The organism is Novosphingobium umbonatum, from assembly GCF_004005905.1.
GTDB classification, from domain to species: domain Bacteria; phylum Pseudomonadota; class Alphaproteobacteria; order Sphingomonadales; family Sphingomonadaceae; genus Novosphingobium; species Novosphingobium umbonatum.
Window position 1 is genome coordinate 51,729 of sequence record NZ_SACO01000013.1, and the last position, 25,505, is coordinate 77,233.

General features: G+C 61.5%; 26 protein-coding genes. 10 read left to right on the plus strand and 16 right to left on the minus strand.

Annotated features, from left to right (window positions below):
- The 5 genes from EOE18_RS14965 to EOE18_RS14985 all read right to left on the minus strand — a co-directional run bounded on the left by EOE18_RS14965 (position 1) and on the right by EOE18_RS14985 (position 6,303).
- Entirely contained in the window at positions 1-1,056 is a 1,056-nt protein-coding gene (locus EOE18_RS14965) for a P-loop NTPase family protein (protein ID WP_127710979.1), read from the minus strand.
- 10 nt (positions 1,057-1,066) lie between these two features.
- A complete protein-coding gene (locus EOE18_RS14970; protein WP_342772671.1) occupies positions 1,067-2,584 on the minus strand; it encodes an XrtA system polysaccharide chain length determinant in 1,518 nt (505 codons plus the stop codon).
- A gap of 5 nt (positions 2,585-2,589) precedes the next feature.
- On the minus strand, positions 2,590-3,249 hold the full coding sequence (locus EOE18_RS14975; protein WP_127710983.1) for an XrtA/PEP-CTERM system exopolysaccharide export protein: 660 nt from the start codon (positions 3,247-3,249) through the stop codon (positions 2,590-2,592).
- A gap of 262 nt (positions 3,250-3,511) precedes the next feature.
- Entirely contained in the window at positions 3,512-4,741 is a 1,230-nt protein-coding gene (locus EOE18_RS14980) for a pyridoxal-dependent decarboxylase, exosortase A system-associated (protein WP_127710985.1), read from the minus strand.
- A complete protein-coding gene (locus EOE18_RS14985) occupies positions 4,738-6,303 on the minus strand; it encodes an acyl-CoA ligase (AMP-forming), exosortase A system-associated (RefSeq protein WP_127710987.1) in 1,566 nt (521 codons plus the stop codon). Before EOE18_RS14985 ends, EOE18_RS14980 begins: the two co-directional genes overlap by 4 nt.
- Positions 6,304-6,327: 24 nt before the next feature.
- On the opposite strand from EOE18_RS14985, the gene EOE18_RS14990 reads away from it, so the two are divergent.
- From EOE18_RS14990 to EOE18_RS15005, 4 genes are all read left to right on the plus strand, one after another.
- Entirely contained in the window at positions 6,328-7,335 is a 1,008-nt protein-coding gene (locus tag EOE18_RS14990) for a GNAT family N-acetyltransferase (protein ID WP_127710989.1), read from the plus strand.
- 92 nt (positions 7,336-7,427) lie between these two features.
- Entirely contained in the window at positions 7,428-7,691 is a 264-nt protein-coding gene (locus tag EOE18_RS14995) for an acyl carrier protein (RefSeq protein ID WP_127710991.1), read from the plus strand.
- Positions 7,692-7,697: 6 nt separating this feature from the next.
- Entirely contained in the window at positions 7,698-8,369 is a 672-nt protein-coding gene (locus EOE18_RS15000) for a hypothetical protein (protein ID WP_246027471.1), read from the plus strand.
- On the plus strand, positions 8,369-9,154 hold the full coding sequence (locus tag EOE18_RS15005; RefSeq protein WP_127710993.1) for a hydrolase 1, exosortase A system-associated: 786 nt from the start codon (positions 8,369-8,371) through the stop codon (positions 9,152-9,154). Before EOE18_RS15000 ends, EOE18_RS15005 begins: the two co-directional genes overlap by 1 nt.
- Positions 9,155-9,176: 22 nt before the next feature.
- Here EOE18_RS15005 and trxB read toward each other — a convergent pair whose 3' ends face one another.
- Entirely contained in the window at positions 9,177-10,139 is a 963-nt protein-coding gene (trxB, locus tag EOE18_RS15010) for a thioredoxin-disulfide reductase (protein ID WP_127710995.1), read from the minus strand.
- Positions 10,140-10,298: 159 nt separating this feature from the next.
- On the opposite strand from trxB, the gene EOE18_RS15015 reads away from it, so the two are divergent.
- A complete protein-coding gene (locus EOE18_RS15015; protein WP_127710997.1) occupies positions 10,299-11,111 on the plus strand; it encodes a hypothetical protein in 813 nt (270 codons plus the stop codon).
- Positions 11,112-11,134: 23 nt separating this feature from the next.
- Positions 11,135-12,016 carry an alpha/beta fold hydrolase gene (locus tag EOE18_RS15020; RefSeq protein ID WP_127710999.1) on the plus strand — a complete coding sequence of 294 codons (882 nt, stop codon included), beginning with the start codon at positions 11,135-11,137 and terminating at the stop codon, positions 12,014-12,016.
- Between the two features lie 7 nt (positions 12,017-12,023).
- On the opposite strand, the gene pobA is transcribed toward EOE18_RS15020, so the two are convergent.
- Positions 12,024-13,193 carry a 4-hydroxybenzoate 3-monooxygenase gene (gene pobA / locus EOE18_RS15025; RefSeq protein ID WP_127711001.1) on the minus strand — a complete coding sequence of 390 codons (1,170 nt, stop codon included), beginning with the start codon at positions 13,191-13,193 and terminating at the stop codon, positions 12,024-12,026.
- A 134-nt stretch (positions 13,194-13,327) separates the two neighbouring features.
- Between pobA and EOE18_RS15030 the strand changes: the two genes are divergently transcribed.
- Complete coding sequence (locus EOE18_RS15030; RefSeq protein ID WP_127711003.1) at positions 13,328-14,176, plus strand: helix-turn-helix domain-containing protein; 849 nt, start codon at positions 13,328-13,330, stop codon at positions 14,174-14,176.
- Here the strand turns inward: EOE18_RS15030 and EOE18_RS15035 are convergent.
- The 6 genes from EOE18_RS15035 to EOE18_RS15060 all read right to left on the minus strand — a co-directional run bounded on the left by EOE18_RS15035 (position 14,173) and on the right by EOE18_RS15060 (position 21,057).
- A complete protein-coding gene (locus EOE18_RS15035) occupies positions 14,173-16,284 on the minus strand; it encodes an acetate--CoA ligase family protein (protein ID WP_127711005.1) in 2,112 nt (703 codons plus the stop codon). The genes EOE18_RS15030 and EOE18_RS15035 overlap by 4 nt on opposite strands.
- 24 nt (positions 16,285-16,308) lie before the next feature.
- The gene (locus EOE18_RS15040; RefSeq protein WP_127711007.1) at positions 16,309-17,157 is read right to left on the minus strand and encodes a p-hydroxycinnamoyl CoA hydratase/lyase; all 849 of its coding nucleotides are present in this window, start codon (positions 17,155-17,157) and stop codon (positions 16,309-16,311) included.
- An 84-nt stretch (positions 17,158-17,241) separates the two neighbouring features.
- Positions 17,242-17,769: a DUF3237 domain-containing protein gene (locus EOE18_RS15045; protein WP_127711009.1), complete on the minus strand. Its 528-nt coding sequence runs from the start codon at positions 17,767-17,769 to the stop codon at positions 17,242-17,244.
- 14 nt (positions 17,770-17,783) lie between these two features.
- Positions 17,784-19,184 (minus strand): aldehyde dehydrogenase, encoded by a 1,401-nt coding sequence (locus tag EOE18_RS15050; RefSeq protein ID WP_127711011.1) that lies wholly within the window; start codon positions 19,182-19,184, stop codon positions 17,784-17,786.
- Positions 19,185-19,268: 84 nt separating this feature from the next.
- The gene (locus EOE18_RS15055) at positions 19,269-20,021 is read right to left on the minus strand and encodes a FadR/GntR family transcriptional regulator (RefSeq protein ID WP_127711013.1); all 753 of its coding nucleotides are present in this window, start codon (positions 20,019-20,021) and stop codon (positions 19,269-19,271) included.
- A gap of 157 nt (positions 20,022-20,178) precedes the next feature.
- The gene (locus tag EOE18_RS15060) at positions 20,179-21,057 is read right to left on the minus strand and encodes a LysR family transcriptional regulator (RefSeq protein WP_127711015.1); all 879 of its coding nucleotides are present in this window, start codon (positions 21,055-21,057) and stop codon (positions 20,179-20,181) included.
- Positions 21,058-21,171: 114 nt separating this feature from the next.
- On the opposite strand from EOE18_RS15060, the gene EOE18_RS15065 reads away from it, so the two are divergent.
- The 3 genes from EOE18_RS15065 to EOE18_RS15075 are packed head-to-tail and all read left to right on the plus strand — an operon-like array spanning position 21,172 to position 23,208.
- Positions 21,172-21,945: a DODA-type extradiol aromatic ring-opening family dioxygenase gene (locus tag EOE18_RS15065; RefSeq protein ID WP_127711017.1), complete on the plus strand. Its 774-nt coding sequence runs from the start codon at positions 21,172-21,174 to the stop codon at positions 21,943-21,945.
- A gap of 35 nt (positions 21,946-21,980) precedes the next feature.
- Positions 21,981-22,568, plus strand: a complete 588-nt coding sequence (locus tag EOE18_RS15070; RefSeq protein ID WP_127711019.1) for an FMN-dependent NADH-azoreductase — start codon at positions 21,981-21,983, stop codon at positions 22,566-22,568.
- A 19-nt stretch (positions 22,569-22,587) separates the two neighbouring features.
- The gene (locus EOE18_RS15075) at positions 22,588-23,208 is read left to right on the plus strand and encodes a YceI family protein (RefSeq protein ID WP_127711021.1); all 621 of its coding nucleotides are present in this window, start codon (positions 22,588-22,590) and stop codon (positions 23,206-23,208) included.
- Between the two features lie 70 nt (positions 23,209-23,278).
- Here the strand turns inward: EOE18_RS15075 and EOE18_RS15080 are convergent, their stop codons facing one another.
- The 3 genes from EOE18_RS15080 to EOE18_RS15090 form a co-directional block, all read right to left on the minus strand.
- The gene (locus tag EOE18_RS15080) at positions 23,279-23,800 is read right to left on the minus strand and encodes a hypothetical protein (protein ID WP_127711023.1); all 522 of its coding nucleotides are present in this window, start codon (positions 23,798-23,800) and stop codon (positions 23,279-23,281) included.
- Positions 23,801-23,916: 116 nt separating this feature from the next.
- The gene (locus EOE18_RS15085; protein ID WP_127711025.1) at positions 23,917-24,705 is read right to left on the minus strand and encodes an energy transducer TonB; all 789 of its coding nucleotides are present in this window, start codon (positions 24,703-24,705) and stop codon (positions 23,917-23,919) included.
- 71 nt (positions 24,706-24,776) lie between these two features.
- Complete coding sequence (locus EOE18_RS15090) at positions 24,777-25,502, minus strand: tetratricopeptide repeat protein (RefSeq protein ID WP_127711027.1); 726 nt, start codon at positions 25,500-25,502, stop codon at positions 24,777-24,779.
- Between the last annotated feature and the right edge of the window lie 3 nt (positions 25,503-25,505).

A 25,505-nucleotide genomic window follows, 5' to 3' on the forward strand; every position in this document is an offset into this window, starting at 1 on the left:
TTAACCCCGATAATTGTAATAAGAGCCGAAGCGACGACCGCTGGGGCTGAATTTCGCGCCATTGAGCAAGGCCTGCACATTGGGGCAGCCGCCCAGCAGGCTGGCGGCATCCTGCACAGCGCTGGCCGCCGTGGACTCCGCCTTCACCACCAACACGGTCTGCCCCGCCAGCTTGGCCACTTCGGTTGCCAAGGAAGCGGCTAACACCGGCGGCGTATCAATGATGATCACGCGACGGGGATGGCCTTCCACCAATTGCTCCAGCACTTGCCTTGCGCGGGCGGAGGCCAGATATTCGGCATCCGAACTGGTCGGGCGTCCACCGGGCAGGACGGTCAGTCCGGGAAGATCGGTATGGATCAGCAATTGGCCGACATTTTGCGCCGGATCGGCAATGGCATCGATATAGCCCGCCCCGTTGGGCAGACCCAGATGTTCCAGAACCGCCAAACGCGCCATATCCAGATCGACCAGCACGGCCTCGCTGTCGCGCTCCGCCGCGATGGAAAGGGCCAGATTGATGGCGCAGAAGGTTTTGCCCTCTTCGGGTAGGGCGGAGGTGACCAGAATGACCTTGGCCTCCACGCCCGCGCCTTGGCGGCGCAGGTCTTCCACCTGTTCCAGCAATTGGCGTTTCACCAGACGAAACTCTTCCAACTGCGCACTGGGGGCGCTGCCGGGCAGGATATAGCCGCGTTCGGCCAATTGCTGTTGGTTGATGCGATAGGCCATCGGTGTGGCGACGGGCGCGGGCGTGACCTGAACCGTGGGCGGAGCCTTGGCGGCGGCTGCCTCGTGATCGGCCTGCGTCATGCGGTTGAAGGCTTCGGCCATGGACGCTACGTTGGGCACGGGTTGCACCGGCGGGACGGCCTGAACCGGCGGGACGGCGGCTACCGCCGGTTGCACGGGAGCCACGACCGGAGGAACCGGCCTCTGTTCAAAAGCCTGCATCGCGCGTTCCAGCAAGGACTGCCCATGGGGCGGCACTTGCGGCATGGCAGTCACCGGAGGGACCTCGGCCAAGGGCACCGGTTTTTTAACGGCTTCGTTCATGGCAGCCTCCTTATGCAACCGTGCCGCGCTGGATGAATTCCATCACCAGCAGCAATGCGAAAACCCCGCCAAGAGCTGCCGAGGCGGCGAAAAACTGGCGCATCTTGCGCGCGCGTTCCGCCATGGCGACAGGGCTGACGACTTGCGAAATCGCGCCCAGCACCGGCAGGCCGACAGCCCGCTCCAGCTTGGCCGAGGTCGAAAAGCTCGACTGCAATTCGCTGGCAAGAAAGGCCGCACCAATGCCGGCACCAATGCCCGCCACCAGCACCACCAGCAGCAACAACGGACGGTTGGGCGCCACAGGCGCACGCGGCAGCACCGGCGGGTCCAGCACCTCCATCCGCGCCGTGCCACGCGCCGAGACAACCTGCCCCTTGAGCCGCAGATTCTCGCGGTCGGTCAGCATCTTGTCATACTGGGTTTTCAGCACGTCATAATCTCGGCTGATGTTCTGCGCTTCCTGAATAAGTTCAGGATTGGAAATCTGCTGCGAGGAAATGCGGGCAATGTCGCCTTCTGCCGCAGCGCGGCGAGCCTGAAGGGCCTGCACATTGGCCACACGTTCCGCGCGGATCGATTCCAGTGATGTATAGGCCGGATTGGGCGCGCCACCGACGACTGCCCCACCCTCGCTCTTGGCCTGTTGGCGCAAAGCGGCAATCTGGTTGCGGGCGGCAATCACATCGGGATGGTTCTCGGTCAGCCCACGGGCGCGCATTTGCGCCAGATCGGATTGGGCCTGCGCCAATTGCCCCCGCGCACCGCCCACAGCGCCACCGGCACCCAGCGTTTGCGGCATGCTGGCCATTTGCGCGTTGATCGCGGCGACCGAGCTTTGCGCGGCGGCCAGATCGGCATCAAGTTCGCGCAAGGTAGCGCGCCCCTGCTCCATGCGCTGGATCAGCGACATGCCGCCCTGCGCCAGTTCGGGATGCTGCGACTCAAAGGCCAGACGGCGCTGTTCGGCAGCCTGCAATTCGCCCTGACGGTTGGCCAATTGCTGGTCGAGGAATTGCAGCGTCTGCTTCATCTCGCCCAAGCCGCCGTTCAGATTTTCCTCGCGGAAAATATCGATCAGCTTTTGCACGATGTCGCGCGACAGGCGCGCATTCTCGCCATCGGTAAAGCGCATGGCCGAGGACTTGGCTGAAATGGTGAACAGATTGTCCTGCTCACTGGAAATCTGGATCGCCTTGGCAAGCCCTGCCACGGTCGCATCCATCTGCTTGCGCGAGGTGATGCCTTCGCCCAACCGCGTGCTGCGGATCACTTGTTCCAGATGCAAAGTGCCGGTCAGCGAATCGCGCACGCGGTCCACCGCAGCCTTGCGGTCATTATCATTGATGCCCACTTGCGTGGCCAGTGGGTCATAAAGCTGCACAAAGATGCGCGCCCGCGATTCATAGCCATTGGGCACCAGCGACACGCCCAACCAGCCCAACACGCAAACACCCCAAGCCACGCACAGCCCCAGCCAGCGCTTTTGCCAGACGCCATGCAAAGTGGCTTTGATATCTTCCAGCATCCCGCTCAAAACACGCTCTCCGGAATGATGATGACATCGCCGGGCATCAACAGCACATTGGCCTTGGCATCGCCCTTCTTCAGCAGATTGCTCAGGCGCAGCTTGTATTCCTGCTGCTTGCCGGTGCTTTTATCGAAACGGATCAGCTTGGCGCGATTGCCCGCCGCATATTCGCTGAGCCCACCCACCGCGATCATCGCGTCCAGGATGGTCATATTGGCGCGATAGGGCAGCGAGGCGGGACGGCCTGTTGCGCCAACAATGCGGATCTGTTCTGAAAAAGTACCGGCAAAGCGCGTAACGATCACCGAGACCAGCGGGTCCTGAATATATTGGCTCAGTTGTAGCTGGATATCCTGCGCCAGCATCGAAGGCGTCTTGCCCGTGGCGGGCAGATCGGCAATCAGCGGCGTGGTGATGCGGCCATCGGGGCGCACCTGTACCTTGGCGCCCAGTTCGGGGTTGCGCCAGACGAAAACGGTCAGCTCATCCATCGGCCCGATGATGTAATCCTCGCCCGGTCCTTCCTGCAGCGCCACAAAATTGGCGGCGGGCAGACGCGGCGCATCCCCGGCTTGCGCGGTGCCGGCAAGGGCCAAACTGGCCGCAACCAGACTACCTGTCGCGACTCCGGCCCAGCGCTGGGCTTTACTCTTGCTCGACATCGGTCCTCAATCCTCACAGACGCCGCCACAAGGCACCGTTGAACGGCGCAAAAAGGCGGCATGGCAAGTTTGGTATGGAGGATAAGGGTAAAGATCAGGTTAGCCATTGCGGTGATGCGCCGGAGGCGGGGGCAAGGCAAGGATGACGCAGACGCAACGCAAAACCTGCGAAAAGCCCGCAAATCCCGAAGGATCGCGGGCATTCCGATGGGCCACTCAATGCTAGGGAAAAATATCTATATGTGTGGTTAAAACAGGCGCGTCAGAGCAAGACTTCTTGCGCCGCGCCCTGCCCCAAAAAGGCCGAGGGGCTGGCACTGGCGCCATAGGCACCGGCGCAGAACACTGCCACCACATCCCCCACATCGGCACGGGGAAAATACCCCTTGTCGGCCAATTTGTCGAGCGGAGTGCACAGGCAGCCGACCACGCTGGCCTCTTCGGTGGCCTCCGCCTCGAAATGCGAGGCAATGGCGACCGGATAGTTACGGCGCACCACCGTACCGAAATTGCCGCTGGCCGCCAATTGGTGATGCATGCCGCCATCGGTGACCAGAAAGACCTCACCATGGCTCAGCTTGCGGTCGACAATACGGGTCAGATAGACCCCCGCCTCGCCCACCAGATAGCGGCCCAGTTCCATGCAGAAATGGGTTTCCTGCAACACATCGGGCAAATGCGCCAATTGCTGCGCCAAAGCCTCACCCACGCGGGCCAAGTCCAGCGGCTTGTCACCGGGGAAATAGGGAATGCCCAGCCCCCCGCCCAGATTGCAATGCGGCAGGCCCACGCCCGCCTCATCCGCCAGCCTTGCGGCCAGAGCGATGGTTTGGGCCTGCGTGTCCACGACGGCCTCGGCATCCAGCGCCTGACTACCGGCATAGATATGAAAGCCCCGCCACTCGGCTCCGGCCTCCACGACCTGCCGCGCCAAAGCAGGCACACGTTCGGCATCCACGCCAAAGGGCTTGGCCCCGCCGCCCATTTTCATGCCCGAGCCTTTAAGGTCGAAATCGGGGTTCACGCGAATGGCCAGCCGCGGAGCCTTGCCCAGCCTTTCGCCAATGGCCAAGGCGCGGGCGGCCTCGCCCTCGGACTCCAGATTGAGCGTGACGCCCTGCATGATCGCGGCCTGCAATTCCATGTCGCGCTTGCCAGGGCCTGCGAAACTGATCAGTGATGGGTCCAAACCCGCACGCAAGGCCATGCCCAATTCGCCGCCGCTGGCGATGTCAAACCCATCCACCAGCCCTGCCATCAGCCGCAGCAAAGGCCCGAAAGGATTGGCCTTCATCGCATAATGCAGGCCCAGTTGCGCTGGGAAAGCCTCACGCAGAGCAGCCACTCTCTGCCGCAGCAGGGCGGAGGAATAGACGAACAAAGGCGTCTGGCCGCCCGATTGCGCGATAATATCGGTGACTTTCACGCCATCAATGGCCAACACGCCATCACGCGCGCAAAAGCCTGCAGGAATAGGGCCAAGCGGTTTCATCGAGCTTCCTCTAGGCCAGCAGCCAGTTCTTCGGCAAGGCCATTGCGGTCCAGCTTGCCATTGGGGCTGAGCGGCATGACCTCGCGCCAATGGATGACGGCGGGTTGCATGAAATTGGGCAAGTCCTGCTTGAGTGTTGCCGCGAGTACAGCACTATCCTCCGCCTGCCCTGCCGCAGCGCGCACCACCAGATGCACCGCCTGCCCCAAACGCGGATCGGGCAGGCCCAAGGCCACAGCCTCGGCCACCAGACCGGTAGCGATGGCCGCCTCCTCTACCTCTTGCGGACTGATCCGGTTGCCCGATGATTTGATCATCGCATCGCGCCTGCCAACAAAATAAAGCAAACCATCCGCATCGCGCCGCACCCTGTCGCCCGACCATACCGCCATGCCGCCATAGGCCGAAGCCTCTGGCGCAGGGCGAAAACGTTCGGCGGTGCGGACGGCGTCCTGCCAATAGCCTTGCGCCACCAACGGGCCGCAATGAACCAATTCGCCTTCCTCGCCATCCCCCGCCACTTGGCCATCGTCATTCATCACCAGAATTTCGGCATGGGGAATGGCCTTACCCATGCTGGTGGGATGGGTGCCGATCAGCGCCGGATCAAGGAAGGTGGAGCGGAAAGCCTCAGTCAATCCATACATGGCGAACAGGCGCGCCGCCGGAAACAAGCCGCGCAGCCGCGCCACCAGATCCACCGTCAATGCGCCCCCGCTATTGGTCAGCCGCCGCAAACTATCCCCCGCGCCATCGGGCCAAGCCGCCTCGGCCAATTGCACCCACAGCGGGGGCACACAGGCCAAAGTGGTCACGCCATAACGCGCCACCGCTTTCACCACATCGCGCGGGGTCAGATAATCGAGCGGCACCACGCTGCCCCCCACGTACCAGTGGGACAGCAACTGGTTCTGCCCATAATCAAACGACAAAGGCAGCACGGCCAGCGCGCGATCATCCGCTGCCAGCCCCAGATAATGCGCCACACTTTGCGCGCCCAGCCAGAGATTGGCATGGGACAGCATCACCCCCTTGGGCCTGCCGGTGGAACCGCTGGTGTAGAGAATGGCAGCCAGGCTTTGCGGATCGAGGCTGGAGGGCGGCAGAGCGCCACAGTGCTCCGCCTCGGCCAACACAATATCCTCTGCCACAGCGCGGCAGCCAGTTGGCAGATCACCCGCCTCCAATGTTGCCAATCTTGCGGGCGTGCCCACCAACAACAATGCCCCGCTGTCCGCCAGAATATGCGCAACCTGCGCACGTTTGAGCAAAGGGTTGATTGGCACATGCACCATGCCCGACCGCGCCGCAGCCAATGGCATCAAGCAGGCCAATTCCCCCTTGGCCGCCCAAGTGGCCACACGAGGCGGCACATCGCCGACACAAGCATCCCCCACTTGCGCTTTAAGCCATCCCGCCAGACGAGACACACGGCTTGTTAAATCCTTGTAGTCTATCACTTGCCCGCGCAGCACCAAGGCAGGCGCCTGCCCCTGCCCCCGCAACAGCAGATGGTCCAGCGGAAGCGGGCTGTTTTCAAGGGCGGAGCTAAGCGTCGTCATGCATTTCCTTGCACGGATATTTTTGTGATCACCGTCAGCTACCATGCCAATCTTAAAGAAATCCCCGCTGAAATTGCGGCGATCTTTGCCCATGGGCAAGGTCCGTTTGATGCTTTGGCGTGGTTTGACCTGTGTGTCGAGTATAACGGTCTACAGCCTCTGCTGGCCGTGGCGCAAAATGGCGAGCATGGGGCCGTCTGGCCCTTGGCCGAAGGTCCGGATGGATTGCGCCCTCTGGCCAATTGGTACGCCTTTACCGTGGGGCCAATCATCACACCTCAGGCGGACGGCTTGGCTATGCTCACCGCCATTGCCGCGGACCTGAAACAGGCAGGCCACGCGCGAATCACCCTATGGCCGATGCCCGATGAGTCGGGTCTGGCCAGCCTTGTCACCGCGTCCTTGCGTCGGGCGGGCTGGATCGTCGGGCGCGAGGTTTGTGATACCAACCATCACCTAATGGTCGCTGGCCGCAATTTTGCCCAATATCTGGCCGCTCGCCCCGGCCCTTTGCGCAGCACGTTAAAGCGCAAGGCCAAAAAAGTGGATGTGATCCTGCATGCGACATGGAGCGAGGCAGCATGGCAGGATTATAAAGCAGTCTATGCCGCCAGTTGGAAGCCCGAGGAAGGCTCCCCCGCCCTGCTGCGCGCCTTTGCCCAACAACAGGGCGAAGCAGGGCAATTACGCCTTGGGCTGGCCTATGCAACGCTAGATGGCAGCTATCAACCGGTTGCCGCCCAACTTTGGACGGTGGAGGCGGGCACGGCCTATATTCACAAGCTGGCCTATCATGAAGCGGCCAAGCCGCTATCGCCCGGTACGACTTTGTCCGCCGCCTTGTTCGCAAGGGTGATCGACGAGGACAAAGTGGATGTGATCGACTTTGGCACCGGCGATGATCCCTATAAGCGCGACTGGATGGAGGCGCAGCGACCACGCTATCGCATCTGTGCCTATCGCCCAGATGCCCTGACACAATGGCCAGCCATTGCCAAATGCCTTGCGAAGCGCCTATTGCGCCGGTCATGAAAGGGATGGGCCTAAAACATTTTGGCAAGACCCATGCCTTATAGAGACTAACGCGAAGGACGGCCCAGCCGACCGAGACCCGACGGGGATTTATGCAAAACGATACTGACGACCTGTTGCGCGCTGTGCTGACCGATGTTCTGGGCCTGAAGCCCGGACAAGCGGCCGGTTTTACCGCGCAGACCGGCCTGTTTGGCGCGCTGCCGGAACTGGATTCGATGGCGGTGGCCAATCTGCTGGCCGAGATCGAGGACCGCATGGGCATCACCATTGATGACGAAGATGTCGATGGCGATCTGCTGGCCGATTATGGCTCGCTGCTGGGCTTTGTCGCCGCGCGGCGGGAAGCGGCCTGAGGCCTGATGCCAGCCGCGACTTGGCCCTGCCCCAGCGGATATGCCGCCCATGCGGTGATCATGGGGCCGGATACAGGGTCGCGACTGCTGATCGTGCCCGCCCTGTTTGACGAAGGGCACAAGCTGCGGCGCTTTACGCTGGAGGTCATGCGGCGACTGGTAGGGGCGGGTTTGGGCTGTGTTTTGCCCGATCTGCCGGGGCTTAACGAAAGCCTTGCTCCGCTGGAAGCGCAAACGCCCGAAACATGGCGCGGGGCAATGGCGGCAGCGGCGGCGCATTTCACTTGCAGCCATGTGCTGGCCATGCGCGGGGGATGTCTGGTGGCGCCTGACCTCCCCGGTTGGTTCTATGCTCCGCTGGCCGGTGCGAACCAGCAACGGCAGATGTTGCGCGCCCGTATTATCACCGCGCGCGAGGCTGGCCGCGAAGAAACGCAAGACGGCCTGTTGGCGCAAGGGCGCGAACAGGGGCTGGAACTGGCAGGCTATCGCCTTGGCGCTGCTTTCCTGCAAAGTTTTGGCGCTTTGGTGCCAGAGGCGGGAAATCAGATTTCCACCATCTCGCAGGACCAATTGGGCGGCGCGGGCCTGTGGATGCGCGCCGAGGCAGGCGAGAATGCAGCGCAGGCCGATGCTCTGGCCGCCATTGTGGCTGTGGCGTTGAAAGGGCAAGGCTGATGGCCCGCCAATTTCTCAGCTTCCCCTGCGAGGGCGCGATGCTGGCCGCCACGCTTGACCGGCCGGAAGGCGCGGTCAAGGCAGGCTTGCTGATCGTCACTGGCGGCAATGAATTGCGCAGCGGTGCGTTCAACGGGCAGGCGCAACTGGCCGATGCCTTGGCGCAGGCGGGCTATGCTGTGCTGCGCTATGACCGGCGCGGCGTGGGCGATAGCGAGGGCGAGAATGGCGGCTTCCGCTCCGCCCTGCCCGATATTGCAGCAGCCATGCAGGCTTTGCGCTCTGCGCTGCCCGATGGCACGCGCATCATCGCCCATGGCAATTGCGATGCGGCCACCAGCCTGATGCTGGCCGCAGGCGGCGGGGCGGACGGACTGGTGCTGTCCAACCCATGGCCGCATGAGGGCGAGGAAGCCGCAGCGCCTTCGGTGGCCGTATTGCGTTCGCATTACCGGCAGAGGCTGATGAATTGGGGCGCGATCAAGCGCCTGCTGACTGGGCAAGTCAATCTGAGCAAATTGCTGGCCAGCTTGATGAGCGCGGCCAAACCAACGCCCGCGCCACCTTCGCTGGTGGCGCAAATGCGGCAGGGACTGGAGCAGTTTGACGGCCCTGTCCGCATCCTTTTGGCGCAGCGCGATGCTACGGCGCAGGCCTTCCTCGGCCTGTGGGATAAGCAGGACCAGCGCCTGAACACCTGCCCCGATGCCACCCATGCCTTTGTAGAAAGCCATGCGCGGATCTGGCTAACCGAACATTTGATCGCGGCGCTCGACGGGGGCTGAGCCAGCCCCCGCCTCCTATGCCTTAGCCGCGCTTGGCATGATCCCAAGCGGCCACGAAACGTTCGGCATCCAGCGCCGCCATACAGCCAGTGCCCGCCGCCGTAACAGCCTGACGATAGGTATGGTCCATCACGTCACCGGCGGCAAACACGCCGGGGATCGCCGTCTTGGGCGTGCCGGGCTGCACCACAATATAGCCGCTCTCGTCCAGTTCCAGCTTGCCCTTGAACAATTCGGTGGCAGGCGCATGACCGATCGCCACGAAGGCGCCCTGCGCCGGCTCAATGGACTTCTCGCCGGTCACCGTGTCCACCAGAGCCACGCCGGTCAGGCCTGCGCCGCCAATGGCCGTATCGCCGACAAATTCCTCAACCGCCTTGTTCCACAGGACTTTGATGTTGGGATGGGCAAACAGACGCTCTTGCAGGATCTTTTCCGAACGCAGGGAATCGCGGCGGTGGATCAGCGTCACGTCATCGGAATGGTTGGTGAGGTAAAGTGCTTCCTCGACTGCGGTATTGCCGCCGCCGATCACCACCACCTTCTTGCCGCGATAGAAGAAACCATCGCAAGTGGCGCAGGCTGAAACGCCCTTGCCCGACAATTCCTGCTCGCCCTTGGCGCCCAGCCATTTGGCCTGCGCGCCGGTGCAGATCACCAGCGTGTCGCCTTCATAGACATCGCCGCTGTCACCAATCGCGCGGAAGGGAGGGCCCGACAGGTCAATATCGACAATCGTGTCCCACATCATCCGCGTGCCGACATGCTCGGCCTGCGCCTGCATTTCCTGCACCAGCCAAGGGCCCTGGATCGCCTCGCGGAAACCGGGGTAGTTTTCGACATCGGTGGTGATGGTCAATTGCCCGCCCGGTTGCAGACCTTGCACCACAATGGGTTGCAACCCTGCGCGCGCGCCATAAATGGCAGCCGTCAGGCCAGCGGGGCCGGAACCAATAATCAGCATACGGGTTGAATGGGTTGCCATGCGAATCTCTCTTTCCTGGTTGCCGCGAGATAGGCACACTGGCCCCATATTGCCAGTGCGCGCCTTTGTGCGATGCCGGAAAACTGGTGCTGCGGGCGCGAGATGCCCGTGAAAGGTCCGTTCTTGTCAGGTTCATCTGCTTCAAGGCATAGGGCGCGCATGGGTGGAATGGGGAAACAGGCGTTGGGGAGCGTATTCCTGCTGCTGATGGGCGGCGGGACTGCCCTTGCGCAAGAAGCGCCCGATGCCCCGACCGCCGCGCCACCAACCTTGTTCCAAAGCCTGATCGATGAACCCATGGAGGTCAGCGAGGTCGAGGACCCCGTCATCCTTGCCGACGAACTGGCGCCCGACATCCAGCGCGGGATGGATGCCGTGCTGGCCGCCTCGATTGCTGCCACGGGGCAATTCACCGGATTTGACGTCGAAAGCTGGCAGGTAATTCCCGACAATGGGCCCCATCACCGCCCTATTGTGGTCAATGGCCTGTCCGCCAAACGTGGGGCGATGGTGGTGGATCCGGGTCTGCAATGGTCGCAATTGGGCAAGGGGCAATTTGCCCTGCCCGGCAGCGTTGCGCTTGGTGTGGAACAGAAATTTGCCGACGCGCGCACTTGGGCCACGCAAATGCGCCTGAGCCGGGTGGCTGGACCGGTGGATCTGGCGGTCAATGTCAAAGGGAACAAGACGCTGGTGTCGGACAAGCCGATGCGGCTGTCCTATGATTCGACGGCATTGGTGCATGTGAACAGTGCGCTGGCTTTTGGCATGGTGGCAAAGGGCGATCTGGGCACATTGGATAATTTCGCGCCCTATACGCGCCATGATGCCGGCGCGGTGGCGAGACTAAAGCTGAAAGGCAAATATAGCAGCCTGTCGGCCGAGACCGGCTATGACGTCCGCATGGGTCCCGGCAGCGACACCATGCCGTCGCGGGTCTATATGAACCTCAATTTCAACTGGAAATTATAACGGATTGGCGGCAGGCATAGGCCATGCTTTCGCAACCCGTTTCCCGCCGTTTTGCCTCCCAACGCCTGAGCCTGCATTATTGGGAATGGGGCGCCAAGGATGCGCCCGTCCTGATCCTGCAACATGGCGGGCGCGATCATGCGCGCAGCTGGGACAATGTCGCGCGCGAATTATGCAAGGATTGGCGTATCATCGCCCCTGATCTGCGCGGCCATGGGGACAGCGACTGGTCACCCGATGCCGATTACAACATGATCACCTATATGGCCGACTTTGCCGATCTGGTAGCCCATCTGGAGGTCGAGAAAGTGGCCATCTGCGCCCATTCTCTGGGTGCGATGATCGCTACACGCTATGCGGGCCTCTATCCTGAACAAGTGTCGGCGCTGGTCAATATCGAAGGGCTTGGCCCCTCCCCCGAACGCATATTCCGCCGCGAGGGTGAACCGTTCAACGAAAGGCTGCGTGACTGGATCGCCAACCGCCGCCGCGCCTGCCAAATGCGCGCACCGTCAGGCTATGCCGATGTGGACAGCGCGCTGGCCAGAATGGTCGAGCAGAACGGCCATTTAACGCCAGCACTGGCGCGCCATTTAACCGAATTTGGCCTGCGTCAGGGGGAGGATGGCCGATACCGCTGGAAATTTGATCCCATGCTGCGGGTCTGGCCCGTGCTGGACATGCCCCAGCGCGAGATCGAGGCCCTCTGGCGTGCAGTGTCCTGCCCGATGCGTTTCTTCCACGGGACCGAGACCTTCATGTCCAACCCGCGCATCGACGGCCGGATGGCCTTTTTCCCGCAAGCGGACATGGTGGAATATCAAGGCGCAGGCCATTGGCTGCACCATGATTGCTTTGAACAGTTCATGGCCGATCTGAAGAGCTTCCTCCAGACCGGCCAATAGAAAGCATTTACACCGGAAGCCCGACGTAATTTTCGGCAATGCTGGTCTGGGCCGCCACGCTATTGGCGATATAGTCCAGTTCGGCCACCTGCATGGCGCGTTCAAACGGACCGTCATCGGGGAAGCGATGCATCAGCTTGGTCAGGCTCCAGCTGAAACGCTCCGCCTTCCACACGCGGGCCAAAGCCTTGGTGGAATAGGCGGGGATCGCGTCATTATCCGCCTTCTTGAAATAGGCGGTGATCGCTTCGGCGGCGTAATGTACGTCGCTGGCGGCAAGGTTGAGGCCCTTGGCGCCGGTGGGCGGCACGATATGGGCAGCATCGCCGCAAAGCAGCAGGCTGCCATGGCGCATCGGCTCGAACACATAGGAACGCAGCGGGGCGATCGACTTTTCGATGCTGGGGCCGCGGGTCATGTTCGCCGCAGCGTCAGGGCCAAGGCGGATCGCCAATTCGTCCCAGATGCGGTCATCGCTCCAATCCTCGATCTTTTCGGTCAACGGCACGTCGACATAATAGCGGCTGCGGGTATGGCTGCGCATCGAGGCCAGAGCAAAGCCGCGCTCGTGATTGGCATAGATCAGCTCATGGTTGCAGGGCGGCACATCGGCCAGAATGCCCAGCCAGCCAAAGGGATAGACGCGTTCATATTCGCGGCCCACACTGGCAGGGATCGCCTTGCGACTGGGGCCATGGAAGCCATCGCAACCGATGATGAAGCGGGCGTCGATCCGCTCTTCCTTGCCGTCCTTGGTATAGGTGACATAGGGCGCATCGCTCTCGATATCATGCACCGCCACATCGCCCGCCTGATAGATCACCGGCAGGCCACGCGGCGCGGCGGCATCCATCAGGTCCTTGGTAATTTCTGTCTGGCCGTAAACCACCACCGTCTTGCCGGTCAGATTGGCGACATCAATGCGGATCAGGCGTTCGCCATCGGCCAGATTGAAACCTTCTTCCACCAGACCTTCTGCCTTCAAACGGGCATCAAGGCCAAGGCGCTCCATCAATTGCACGGTGATCTGTTCAAGCACACCGGCGCGGATACGGCCCAGCACATAATCGCCGGTCTGGCGTTCCAGCACCACGCAATCAATGCCTTCGGCCTTCAACAAATGACCGAGCAACAGGCCGGAAGGACCGGCGCCGATAATGGCGACCTGAGTTTTCATGGATCAATATCTCCCACAGGCGCGGTCTGTGTAAGGGGGATGGCGCGCCTTGCTTTGTGATCGCATATTGACAGGCCAGCCTTTCGGGCGAAAGGGATGGGACAGTCAATCTTCTGGTACTATCCGGACACGATATGAGCCTCACCTCGATTCCCACCTATGGCCTTTTTGGCGAAAGCCATGCGCCCAACCCTGCCGGTTTTGCCCATATCGAGACGATAGCCGAGCGTTCCAGCCTGCATGATTGGGAAATTGCCCCGCATCGGCACGAACGCGGTATTCAGGTATTAATTGTCGGCGCGGGCCATGCGCAAGTGACGGTCGATGGCGCAAGTTTCGCGCTGGAACCGCCAGCCTTTGTGGTGCTGCCAGCAGGCAGCGTGCATGGCTTTCGGTTCAGCCCCGCCACCCATGGCCATGTGTTGACACTGTCTCAGGATTTTGCAGGCAGAGCGCATGGGCGCGAGGATCCCCTGCAGCGCCTGTTGAGCCAAGGCAGCCACGGCCCCCTGCCTCAAACCACCGCGGAAAGGATCACTTTTTTGGCAGGCGAAATGCTGGGTTTGGCGCAAGCATGGCAGGCCGGTGACTTGCTGTTCCTCGCGCTGGCCGAAGCCTTGCTGCGATCTCTATGCGGTTTGGAAATGGCGGATGCGCCCCAAGGCGAGGACCGCCGCCTCGCCCGCTTACGCCATTTGATCGAGGTACATTTGCGCGAGCATCGGCCTTTAAGCTTTTACGCGCAAAGTCTGGGCTGCACCGAACGCACCCTTACCCGCCTGTGCCGCGCCAGATTGGGGATCAGCCCGCTGGACCTGCTCCACCGCCGCATGGCGTTAGAAGCGCAAAGAATGCTACGCTATACCAATGCTACCGTGGCGCAGATCGCCCATGAATTGGGCTTTGCCGATCCATCCTATTTCTCGCGTTTCTATCTGCGGGTGATGGGGCACCGCCCGCAGATAGAACGCTTGGGAAATTAACGCAGCAGCATCAGCGCATCGAGGGCAACAACCCCCTCACCCTGCGGATGCAGGATCACGGGGTTGAGGTCCATTTCGGCAATGCTCGGTTCGGCCAGCAAAACAGCACTGATCTGGCGGATCAGCTTGGCCAGCGCGGCCACATCCAGCGCGGGGCTGCCACGATAGCCGGTCAACAGCGCCGCTTGCTTCAGACCGAGCAGTTTGTCGACAATCGCCGCCTCGGAAAGGTCGGGCGTGATCAAGGCAACGTCAGCCAGAATTTCCGCTGTCACGCCGCCAAAGCCAGCCAGCACCACCGGCCCCCATTCGGGATCATTCTTGGCGCCGACAATCATTTCAAGACCCCGCTTGCCCATCTTTTCGATCAGCACGCCGTCCAACTGGATGCTGGCATCATAGGCCGCCACATTGGCCACCATTTTGGGGAAGGCAGCGCGCACAGCATCGGCATCGGCCAGATTGAGCATCACCCCGCCCGCATCAGACTTATGGCCCAAAGCCGCCGCCTGCGCCTTCATCGCCACCGGATAGCCGACCGCATCGGCCGCAGCCACGGCAGCTTCCGCATCTTCGGCAAACTGCCCAGCGGGGAAACTGATGCCCAGCGGGCCCAGCAGCGCCTTGGCCTGATATTCGGCCACCACCCCCAGATAGTCACCGATACCAGCCACCGCCAAAGGTTCAGGCGCGGCATCCGTCAGATCCACCGAAGCACGGCGCGTCAAAGCGGCCAAAGCGCGGAAGGCGCGTTCCGTGGTGGGGAACCATGGAATGCCACGGGCGCGCAGATCGGCGATGTAATGCGCGGGCATATCCGCGCCTTCATCCAAACCGGCAAACACCAGCGGCTTGGCCACGGTGCGCCCGTCCAGCGCCGCGACAATGGCAGGCACCTTGATTTTGGCCGTGATGGGATCAGACTGGATGATACCAGCCACCACCGCGCCCACGCGATCATCATCCATCAAAGCACCCAGCGACTGGGTGTAGATCACCGGCTGCGACAGGCCCTGCGCGGTGATGTCCAAGGGGTTGGACACGGGCACGAAAGGCGGCAAGGCAGCACGCAGTTCAGGACTGTCAGCATCATGCAGATCGGCCAGCGGCAGACCAAGTTCCTCGGCCAGATCCAGCGTCAAAGCCTTGAAAGCACCCGATTCGCCCAGCACCGCCGCCGAAGGTTGGACCAGCGGCGCACAGCGGATCAGGATCTCGGCAATATCGCCCAATTCCTGCAGCGTTTCGGCAAAGATCACGCCGGTACGTTCGACCTTGGCACGCATCAGCTTGTAATCGCCTGCCATAGCGCCAGTATGCGTTGCGGCGCTTTCACGCGCCGCGCTGCTCTTGCCGGGGTGCAGCAAGACAATGGGCTTACCCGCATCGCGCGCACGCTTGGCCGCCGCGATGAAGCGTGCCGGATCGCGGAACTGTTCCACAATCATGGCGATCACCTGCGTGTCGGCATCATCGACCAGCCAGTCGAGGTAATCCTCCACCCCGCTGGCCGCTTCATTGCCGGTGCTGACCGAATAGGAGCAAGCCACTTCACGCGCCAGCATGGTGGTGCACAGCACCGCAGCCATAGCGCCCGATTGCGACACGACCGACGATGAGCGACGGCCCGCAGGCGGCACAATCGCCGTTTCAACAAAGGTCAGCGGCACGCCGTCCACATGGTTGACCATGCCAAGGCAGTTCGGGCCTTCGATCACCATACCGCTTTCAGCCGCGATGCGGCCAATCTCGGCCTGCTCGGCCATACCGGCCTCGCCATCCTCGGCAAAACCGGCGGCAAAGATAATCGCGCTGCCAACGCCGCGCGCGGCCAAACCACGCACAGCGTCCAGCACGAAAGCGCGGGGAATGGCCAGAACCGCCACATCCACGCCATCGGGCAAGGCATCGACCGAGGGCAGACATTTACGCGCGCCCAGCATCTCGCGGTTGGGGTTGATCGGATAGATCTCCCCCTTAAACCCTGCGCGATCCAGATTGGTGATCAGCGTTGCGCCCAAAGCGCCCGGCTTGTCACTGGCGCCCACCACGGCCACATTGCGCGGCTTCAGCAGGCGCGCAATCGCGCCATGTTCCAGTCTGCCCATGATCTTTGCCTCTCCCGATCCGTCTTACTTCTTGATCTTGGTGATATCGAACGTGCCAAGACCCGGCTTGAAGGTCTTTTCGTCAAGGAATTGCTTGGTCGCTTCCTTGCGCGCTTCCAGACCGCCAAAGCCGTTGAGAGCTTCCTGCGCGCGGATCAGATAATCCTCGGCATTGTCATAGGTCATTTCGACCATGCGGCGCATCGCCCATTTGGTGGCGCGCAAAGCATTGGCGTCCTTCTTGAGCAAAGCCTCGGCGATTTCCACCACGCGGGCCTTGAGTTGGTCGTGCGGCACGCTTTCGGTCACCAGACCCTGAGCCTCTGCCTGCTTGCCGGTCAGGTTCTCGCCCATCATGGCGTGATACATGGCCTTGCGCAAAGGCATCAGTTCCTGCGCCACCTTGGACGCGCCACCGCCGGGCAGAATGCCCCAGTTGATTTCCGAAAGGCCAAACTTGGCATCATCCGACGAAATGGCGATATCCACGGCATAAAGCGGACCATAGGCGCCGCCAAAGCACCAGCCATTGATCATGCCAATGGTGGGCTTTTCATACCAACGCAGACGTTCCCACCAGTTGTAGGCTTCACGCTGTGCCTTGCGGGTAGCCCAGAGGCCCTTCTGCTCGTTCTCGCGGAAATATTCCTGCAGATCCATGCCCGCCGAGAAAGCAGCGCCCTCACCGGTCAGCACCACCACGCCCACGTCTTCGCGGAATTCCAGATCGGCCAGCACGCGCGTCATCTGGCGGTTGAGCTTAGGGCTCATGCAGTTGCGCTTGTCGGGGCGGTTGTACTTTACCCAGGCAATGCGGTTTTCGATGGTGACGGCAACGGTTTCCAGTTCGCTGGGATCAATCTGTTCACTCATGGCATTCCTCCAAAGCCCATCGGGGCATTTTACCGAGCCCCTTGGGGACTTATGTTATGGTGTATAACATTTAAGCTGGCGCGGTCAACGCACAATGTAAAAGTCTATTTCCACGCTGTCGGGTCGACGGATGCCGCGCGCCACGAACACCGAGCGCTTCATCCATGCATAGGCGCCATCGGTGACATCAAAGCGCGGCGTGGTGCGGAAATAATAGGCGGAAGGGTCCACTGGCTCACCTTTGGCCAGCTTTTCGGTCACTTCCGTACTGGCCACGCGCACACCAGGGTTGGTGACTTCCACCACCACACCATCGACGCTTTTCAGGAAGTAGCGCGCTTCCACCTTGGCCAGACCGGCAGGCATGATGGTTTGCCAGTCACCCCCGCCCGCCAGAACAGCGCCATTGAACATCGGGCCAGCCACCGTGCCGCCCTTGATGCCAATGAACCGGCGGCGACCGCCATCGATCTGCCCAAGTTCCACCGGCGGATCGAGTTGGGCCCGCACGGTAAAAGCATATTCCAGCGTAGGCGCAGGCGCGGCCGGTTCGGCAGTGGCGGGGCTGGACATAGCCAGTCCCGCAGCGGCCACGATTTTCTTGATCGTCATCACGCTTCTCCAGCTCAGATCGGGAAATGCCCGTCCTGCGTTTCAACGGTGATCCAGCGGGTTTCGGTGAAGCTGTCGATGCCCTGACGCCCGCCAAAGCGGCCATAGCCCGACGCACCCACGCCGCCGAAGGGCATCTGCGCCTCATCATGCACGGTGGGGCCGTTCACATGGCAAATGCCGCTCTTGATCTGCTTGGCAAGGGTTAGGCCCTTGGCAATGTCCTTGGTAAAGACCGCAGCGGACAGGCCATATTCGGTGTCATTGGCCAATTCGATCGCATGGGCTTCATCGCGGGCGCGGATGATGCCGACCACGGGGCCAAAGCTTTCATCGCGGAACAGCTTCATCTCGGGAGTCACATGGTCCACCAGATGGGCCGGCATCACCACATTGAGGCTGGTTTCTCCACCGGCCAGCAATTTGGCCCCATGCTCCAGCGCATCGGCGATCAAGCTTTGGCAATGGGCCACCGTCTTGGCATCCACCACACCGCCCAAAGGCGTGTTGCCTTCACGCGGATCGCCCGCGGTCAGCGTCTTGACCTTGGCGGCAAATTTCTCGGCAAAGGCATCGGCCACCGCTTCGACCACGATGATCCGTTCGGTGCTCATGCAAATCTGGCCCTGATTCATGAAGGCGCCAAAAGCCGCCGCCTTGACCGCCTCATCCAGATCAGCATCCGCGCAGATCACCAAAGGCGCCTTGCCGCCCAGTTCGAGCAGGCAGGGCTTGAGGTGCTGCGCGGCGCGGGTGGCGATGATGCGGCCCACGGCGGTCGAGCCGGTGAAGTTGATGCGCTTCACTTCGGGCGCATCGATCAGCGCCCCCACCACATCGGCGGCGTCCGCAGGCGCGTTGGTGACGCATTGCACCAGACCTTCGGGGAAACCGGCCTCGGCAAAGGCTTCGATGATCAAGCCATGGGTGCGCGGGCATTGTTCCGAAGCCTTCAGGATTACGGCATTGCCGCAAGCCAGCGGCACCGCAATCGCGCGCACGCCCAGAATGATCGGGGCATTCCACGGCGCGATACCCAGAATGACACCCACCGGTTCCTTCAACGCCATGGCAAGACAGCCGGGCTTGTCCGAAGGGATCACCTCGCCCGCGATCTGGGTGGTCAGGCTGGCGGCTTCACGCACCATGCTGACGGCCAAGCCAAGGTTGAACATCGCCCAACCGGCGGTGGCACCGATCTCGCCCATCATGGCGGCGACGAAAGCATCCTTCTTGGACGCCAATGCATCGGCCGCCTTTTGCAGCACAGCGCGGCGACCATTCGGCCCCATGGCGCCCCATGCAGGCTGCGCCGCCGCAGCAGCAGCGGCAACAGCGGCCATATCGGATGCCTGCATGGCAGGCGCCGTCGAGGCGACCTCGCCGGTGATCGGATTCAAGCGTGAAAAGGTCATGGACACTGGCTCCTCTGCATCCCGTCTTATGCTATCTTTCATAGCAATAATCCGAGTCACGCAGAGACGCAAGCGCCAAACAGGTCAGGCAATAATTTCGACCAGATCCCCACGCGCCAGCAACAGCAGATGCGCCATGCTGCGCCTTGCCGCCTCCGCATCCCGCGCAGCAATCGCATGAAAAACCGCCTCATGTTCGGGCAAGGAATTGCGCGGATGGGGCGACAGGTTCTGCTTGAAATAGGTGGTCCAGCGTACCGCCGCCCCGACCGATCCCACCAAAGAGGTCAAAGCGCGATTGCCCGCCGCATCCAGAATGGCCGAATGGAATTCCTGATCCGCCGCCTGCCCTTCAGGCTTTGCCAAACCATAGCGCCGCATCCCGTCCAGCGCGTCCTCCATAGCGTTCAGATGATCGTCGCTGGCCCGCAGTGCCGCCAAGGCTGCCGCCTCTGGCTCGATAATGCCGCGCAATTCGAACAGGTCGCGGACAAATTCCTCGTCCGGACTTTCCGAAAACATCCAGGCCAGAATGTCAGGGTCGAGCAAATTCCAACGCCTGCGCGGCAGGACATGCGTCCCCGCCTTGGGACGGCTGTCCACCAAGCCCTTGGCAATCAGAATGCGGATCGCCTCCCGATAGGCCGTGCGGGACACCCCCAGTTTCTCAGAGGCGTCAATCTCCCCCCCCAGATTCGCACCGGGAGGATAGTGCCCCGTCAGAATTTGCGAGCCCAGCTTACAGGCAATCGCCTGATGAATGCGCAGCCCCTCGCTCTTGCGTCGGCGCCGAGATGGAGCGGCATCCGCATTTTTCTTTATACGTGGAACATCCATTCTTGTGCTTACCCCCGATGCCTAAAAGTAGGACATATTGGCAAATCAAGCAAGCAATGCTGAAAAGTTAAGGTTAATCAGCGCAAAGCACTGTAAGGCAATAAATTTCAGTAATTTGTGCGGAACATAAGGAAGAAAACCTACCAAAATGGCGTCATTATCCAGAAAATTGCCCCTTTATCCGGGAAAACTCCCTATCTATCACATCCATTACTGCACGAATGCGCGGCATATGTCGCAAATCCGCATGAACCCCTAGCCATACTTCACGCTGCGGGCCTGCGCCTACTGCTTCAATCCGCTCCAGTCCCTCCACCCCATCGGCCAGAAAGCAGGGCAGGCAAACCACCCCCAATCCCGCCTTGGCATAGGCCAATTGGGCATCGCGGCTATTGGTCCTGACCGCCACACGGGCGCCCGCCATCACACCACGTAGCCACACCGCTTCGGGCATGTAGGCCTGATCCTCCAAAACGGCGATAATGGCATGGTCCGTTCCCTCTGGCGGCATGCCATGACGGGCCAGATAGTCCGAAGAAGCGTAAAGAGCCGTGCCGGAGGTCGCCATGCGGCGTGAGACCAATTCATTGCCTTCAAACCGCGTCATGCGAATCGCCAGATCCGCCTCGCGTTTGGACAGGCTGAGCGAGCGCGATTCGCTCAAAACATCCACCGTGATCCCCGGATATTGCGCATGCAGGGCTGCGATTGCATTGGGCAGGACCAGATTGGCAATTACCTCCACCGTGGTCAGACGCACGACGCCGGATAGAGCGACATCCCGTCCCTGCACCACGCGCTCCACGGCTATGGCTTCGGCCTCCATCCGCTCTGCATTGCCCAGCACCGCCTCGCCCAAAGGCGTCAATTCATAGCCGCGTGGCGTTTTTTGCAGCAGACGCGCGCCTGCCCTTGCCTCCATCGCCTCCAACCGCCGGCTCATGGTCGATTGCTGCAGCCCCAATTCGCGCGCCGCCCCCGAAAGGCTGCGGTTGCGGGCGATGGCCAGAAAGCTGCGAAGATCATCCCAATCCATTTATCCATCCGTTTTCGCATGGCTGATTTGCAAATATAACGAATGGTGATGCAAAAATCATTAGCCTATCTATCCATCAGCGTCTCACAATAGAGGCCCAATGGAGTTAAGCCTGTGCAGCCCACCCTGTTCATTTCCCACGGATCGCCGATGTTGGCGCTGGAGGACAGCCCTGCCCGTCGCTTTCTGCAAGGTCTGGGTGAACAACTGGAACGCCCCAAGGCGGTGGTTGCGGTCTCGGCTCATTGGGAAACCGATGTCCCCATGGTCAATAGCGTGGAGCGCAATGACACGATCCACGACTTCTACGGCTTTCCGCAGGCCCTGTTTCAGGTTCAATATCAGGCCCCCGGTTCTGCAGAGACCGCCAATCGACTGGGGGATCTCTTGGCCGAGGCAGGCCTGCGCTCAGGCATCGATGCAAGGCGCGGGCTGGACCATGGCGCATGGGTGCCTTTGTCGCTGATGTGGCCGGAAGCCGATATTCCGGTGGTGCAACTCTCGATCCAGAGCCGCCTTGGCCCCGGCCATCACTGGCAACTGGGTCGCGCTTTGGCAGCGCTGCGGGCCGAAAACGTGCTGGTGATGGCCTCGGGCAGCTTCACCCATAATCTGCGCGCCTTGCAACGCCTTGCCCCCGGCGCAGAGCCGGAATGGGTAACGCGCTTTTCCGAATGGATGCATGAAGCGATCATGGCCAACCGCACCTGCGATCTGGTGTCCTATCGCCGCCTTGCCCCATTCGCGGTGGAGAACCACCCGACCGACGAACACTTGCTCCCCCTCTTCGTCGCCATGGGCGCGGCGGGTGACGGCGCGCAGGCCCAACGCCTGCACACATCGGTTGAACTCGGCTCGCTCCGCATGGATTCCTACCTCTTTTCCTGAACCTAACCTCTCTTAACCCAATGGAGATTTCCCCCATGTCCAATATTCTGGTTATCCGCTCGGCCGCCACCGGTGACGCCTCGGTCAGCAACAAGTTGATCGACGCCTATCTGGCCGCCCACCCCGAAGCCACCGTGGTGGAACGCAACCTCGACGCCAACCCCGTCCCCCATGTCACCTCGGCATCGCTGGCTGGCATCGGCCGTCAGGCGCCCGAAGGCGAAGGCTTTGCCGAGGCACGCGCCCTGCAGGACGGCCTGATCGCCGAAGTGTTTGCCGCTGACGTGCTGTTGATCGGCCTGCCGCTCTACAACTTCGGCATTCCTTCGACGCTGAAGAGCTGGTTTGACTACATCCTGCGCGCTGGCACCACTTTCCAATACACGGCTGAAGGCCCCGAAGGTCTGGTCAAGGGCAAGCGCGCCATCGTGGCTCAGGCCCGCGCAGGCAAGTATGACGATGCCTCGGGCTTCCCCTTCGCCGTTCCGCATCTCAAGGGCATGCTGGGCTTTGCCGGTGTGACCGATGTCACCGTCGTTACGGCAGAAGGCCTCGCCTTTGGCCCCGAAGCCGCCGCTGCGGCCATCGAAGCAGCCTCGGCTGAAATTGCCGCTCTGGCCTGATTTGCAAAGGACCCTTCCCATGCGCAAGATTTCAAGCCTTCTGATCGCTGCCGCTGCCTTGGCCGCAGCCCCTGCGACGCTCCACGCCCAATCGCCCGTGGCCAATCCGGCCCCTGCCGCTGTGCAGGCGGGCAATTACAAGGTGGAAACCAGCCACACGCGTGTCCAGTTCACAGTCAGCCACATGGGCTTTTCCGACTGGTATGGTGATTTTACCGGCGCCACCGGCACGTTGAGCCTTGACCCCAAGGCGATTGCCAAGGCCAAGCTGGAAGTCACCATTCCGGTGGCCAGCGTCAGCACCACGAATACGACGCTGGATGGCGAGCTGAAAAGCAATGCGTGGTTTGATGCGGACAAGTTCCCGACCATCACCTTCACCAGCGCGAAAGTGACCCCGACCGGTCCGCGGACTGCCTTGGTCGCGGGTAACTTGACCTTCCACGGCGTTACCAAGCCGGTTGTGCTGAAGGCCAGCTTTCTGGCCAGCGGCGTGAATCCGTTGAGCAAGGGCTACACCATCGGATTCAACGCCACCACCACGCTCAAGCGTTCGGATTTTGGCGTGAAGACATACGTGCCTTTGATCGGCGATGAAGTTACCCTGCGCATCAGCGCGGCATTCGAAAAGGCCCAGTGATAACGCGATTTTCGCGTTTGACAGGCAAAAGTAACCCCCGCTTTCCACTCGGAAGGCGGGGGTTTTCATGTCATGGATTCAAACGGATCGCCCATTCATGCGCCGCTGCGGCATAGGCATAATTGGCATCGCATATTTTCATGTCACTCATCGTCGCCAGGACGGTTTCGGCGGGGGGGATGTCAGAAAGCTGGGCACTTGGATCTTGGGCGGTGCGGGCGGGATCGGCTTTGGCGGCGGGCTGCAAGCGGTGAGCAGCGATATAGGCAGCAAGACGGGCATCACCCTCGGCAATGCCTTGAGCATAGGTGTGATCAGCTTCATGGGCTAAACTCCGATATCGGGCTTCGGCAGCGCGGCGCGTGGTTTCGGCTTGCAGGCGGGCAGCGTTGAAAGCGCTCTGTGTCTGCTGGGCTATGTTCTGGAAATCGCGTGATCGGTGGTTCTGCCAGATGGCGACCACCATTGCGCACAAGGCAACCACGGCCCAAATACGTGCCGCGCTGCCCAAAGCCCAAGAAAAGCCGGATGCCACAACCGCCCTGCCCCAGCGCAGCCAGCCCAGCGCGTGAAACAGCAAAGTGAAAAGCATCGCGTTGTTTCCCTTGCATCGTCCGAGGGCAGGACACCAACGGACGCGCAAAGGATATGCAAAAGCGCCCCCTGTAGGACAGAGGGCGCAAGCAATAAATAACCTATAAGGTTATATCACGCTTTGATCACGAAAGGGATGCGAACCAGACCACGCACCATCACCGCCTGTCCGTCACGCATCAAGGGCGACCAGCGCCATTTGCGCACCGCTTCCAAAGCGGCATTATCCAATCGCGCAAATCCGCTGCTGCTCGACACGGAAATGTCGGCGACGCGCCCTTCGGCCGACAGCAGCAGGCTCAACACCACCGTGCCTTCCTCACGCTTGCGGCGCGACTCCAAAGGATAGGAAGGCGCGACAAAAGACACCATTTTCGCCGACAGATCGCCACCTTCGGCAGGACCTGCTGGACGCGCAGGCGCAGCGGGAGCCGCTGCAACCACAGGTGCGGGAGCGATTGGCTGCGGCGCGGCAACCGGCGCGCTGGGCTGTTCGACGGAAAGGCTGACAGGCGCTACGGGTGCCGCCACTTGCTCAACCGGTGCAGCAGCTTGCGCAGCAACTGCGGCGGTCTGTGCCGCTTCAGGCTGAGGCACAGACTGTGGCGGCGGCGGAGGCGGCGTGACAGAGAGATCCATCGTCACCACATGACGCTCATGCTTCAACTCAGGCGCAACATTCATCGCCACCATCGCCGAAAACAGAACCCCGACCGCCACGGCGGAAGCGAAAAAGGCCTTACCCCGCCCCTGATCATGGCCCGAAGCATAAGAGCGCGACGAAGGCGACCAATCCGCATCGGCCACCAAACGCAAAGGCATGCGCGGCGATTCGACCAGCATGGCTTCAGCTTCTTGACGGGAAAGGGCAATTTGCGTGGCGAGCATGGAGTCGACCTTCATCAGCAACATCTGCTATTGCTAACGCTTATCAACAAAAGCTGGGACAGGAAAGCGCAAAATAGCCTGACCTGTTACAAATCGGTGCAATTCCCTTCGGCCAACCCCTGCAACACAGACTCCGGCCGAGCCGCCAGCCATTGGCCAAGCTGTGCCCTGAAGCGCTCGTGGCCCAACGCATAGGCTTTACGCAACCAAGGGATAGCATCGTCGATCCTGCCGCTATCGACCAGTAAGCGCGCGTGGTTAAAGCAACCACGAAAGTCGCCACCCTCGGCTCCACGCGCATAGTGATAGGCGGCCAGTGAGAGATTGGCAGGCACTGCCCAACCATCCTCATAGAAACTGCCAATCATCGTGCTGGATTTGGCATGCCCCTGCGCGGCGGCGGCGCGGAACAAAGCCAAGGCGCGAGGCAGATCTTTATCCACCCCGCGCCCCAAGGCCAAAGCCGTGGCAAAATTATACTGCCCCCAATCAAGGCCAGCCTGCGCAGCCGCCTCGAACCAAGGCGCGGCAGCGGCCGGATCCGCCGCAGCCCCCGAGCCCTGATCAAGACAACGCCCAACCATATTCATGCCCATGGGCAGGCCAGCCTTGGCGGCCGTATGGAACCAGCCCAATGCTGCACGCGGATCGGGCGGCGTGCCATGCCCATCAAGCAAACACTGCCCCCATTGCAGGGCGGCCTGCGGATCACCCGCCTGCGCCGCCTCCATCAACGCCCGAGCGGCAAATTCCGGTGGACCAGACAGGATCGCCTGCCACTCTTCAACCGTCCGCTCGGGCGCCTGACTCATGGG

What these genes read in the sequence shown, in the direction of transcription:
- EOE18_RS14965 (WP_127710979.1), bottom strand. Translation starts at nt 1,056, where the DNA reads ATGAACGAAGCCGTTAAAAAACCGGTGCCCTTGGCCGAGGTCCCTCCG.
- EOE18_RS14970 (WP_342772671.1), bottom strand. Translation starts at nt 2,584, where the DNA reads ATGCTGGAAGATATCAAAGCCACTTTGCATGGCGTCTGGCAAAAGCGC.
- EOE18_RS14975 (WP_127710983.1), bottom strand. Translation starts at nt 3,249, where the DNA reads ATGTCGAGCAAGAGTAAAGCCCAGCGCTGGGCCGGAGTCGCGACAGGT.
- EOE18_RS14980 (WP_127710985.1), bottom strand. Translation starts at nt 4,741, where the DNA reads ATGAAACCGCTTGGCCCTATTCCTGCAGGCTTTTGCGCGCGTGATGGC.
- EOE18_RS14985 (WP_127710987.1), bottom strand. Translation starts at nt 6,303, where the DNA reads ATGACGACGCTTAGCTCCGCCCTTGAAAACAGCCCGCTTCCGCTGGAC.
- EOE18_RS14995 (WP_127710991.1), top strand. Translation starts at nt 7,428, where the DNA reads ATGCAAAACGATACTGACGACCTGTTGCGCGCTGTGCTGACCGATGTT.
- EOE18_RS15000 (WP_246027471.1), top strand. Translation starts at nt 7,698, where the DNA reads ATGCCAGCCGCGACTTGGCCCTGCCCCAGCGGATATGCCGCCCATGCG.
- EOE18_RS15005 (WP_127710993.1), top strand. Translation starts at nt 8,369, where the DNA reads ATGGCCCGCCAATTTCTCAGCTTCCCCTGCGAGGGCGCGATGCTGGCC.
- trxB (WP_127710995.1), bottom strand. Translation starts at nt 10,139, where the DNA reads ATGGCAACCCATTCAACCCGTATGCTGATTATTGGTTCCGGCCCCGCT.
- EOE18_RS15015 (WP_127710997.1), top strand. Translation starts at nt 10,299, where the DNA reads ATGGGTGGAATGGGGAAACAGGCGTTGGGGAGCGTATTCCTGCTGCTG.
- EOE18_RS15020 (WP_127710999.1), top strand. Translation starts at nt 11,135, where the DNA reads ATGCTTTCGCAACCCGTTTCCCGCCGTTTTGCCTCCCAACGCCTGAGC.
- pobA (WP_127711001.1), bottom strand. Translation starts at nt 13,193, where the DNA reads ATGAAAACTCAGGTCGCCATTATCGGCGCCGGTCCTTCCGGCCTGTTG.
- EOE18_RS15030 (WP_127711003.1), top strand. Translation starts at nt 13,328, where the DNA reads ATGAGCCTCACCTCGATTCCCACCTATGGCCTTTTTGGCGAAAGCCAT.
- EOE18_RS15035 (WP_127711005.1), bottom strand. Translation starts at nt 16,284, where the DNA reads ATGGGCAGACTGGAACATGGCGCGATTGCGCGCCTGCTGAAGCCGCGC.
- EOE18_RS15040 (WP_127711007.1), bottom strand. Translation starts at nt 17,157, where the DNA reads ATGAGTGAACAGATTGATCCCAGCGAACTGGAAACCGTTGCCGTCACC.
- EOE18_RS15045 (WP_127711009.1), bottom strand. Translation starts at nt 17,769, where the DNA reads ATGACGATCAAGAAAATCGTGGCCGCTGCGGGACTGGCTATGTCCAGC.
- EOE18_RS15050 (WP_127711011.1), bottom strand. Translation starts at nt 19,184, where the DNA reads ATGACCTTTTCACGCTTGAATCCGATCACCGGCGAGGTCGCCTCGACG.
- EOE18_RS15055 (WP_127711013.1), bottom strand. Translation starts at nt 20,021, where the DNA reads ATGGATGTTCCACGTATAAAGAAAAATGCGGATGCCGCTCCATCTCGG.
- EOE18_RS15060 (WP_127711015.1), bottom strand. Translation starts at nt 21,057, where the DNA reads ATGGATTGGGATGATCTTCGCAGCTTTCTGGCCATCGCCCGCAACCGC.
- EOE18_RS15070 (WP_127711019.1), top strand. Translation starts at nt 21,981, where the DNA reads ATGTCCAATATTCTGGTTATCCGCTCGGCCGCCACCGGTGACGCCTCG.
- EOE18_RS15075 (WP_127711021.1), top strand. Translation starts at nt 22,588, where the DNA reads ATGCGCAAGATTTCAAGCCTTCTGATCGCTGCCGCTGCCTTGGCCGCA.
- EOE18_RS15080 (WP_127711023.1), bottom strand. Translation starts at nt 23,800, where the DNA reads ATGCTTTTCACTTTGCTGTTTCACGCGCTGGGCTGGCTGCGCTGGGGC.
- EOE18_RS15085 (WP_127711025.1), bottom strand. Translation starts at nt 24,705, where the DNA reads ATGAAGGTCGACTCCATGCTCGCCACGCAAATTGCCCTTTCCCGTCAA.
- EOE18_RS15090 (WP_127711027.1), bottom strand. Translation starts at nt 25,502, where the DNA reads ATGAGTCAGGCGCCCGAGCGGACGGTTGAAGAGTGGCAGGCGATCCTG.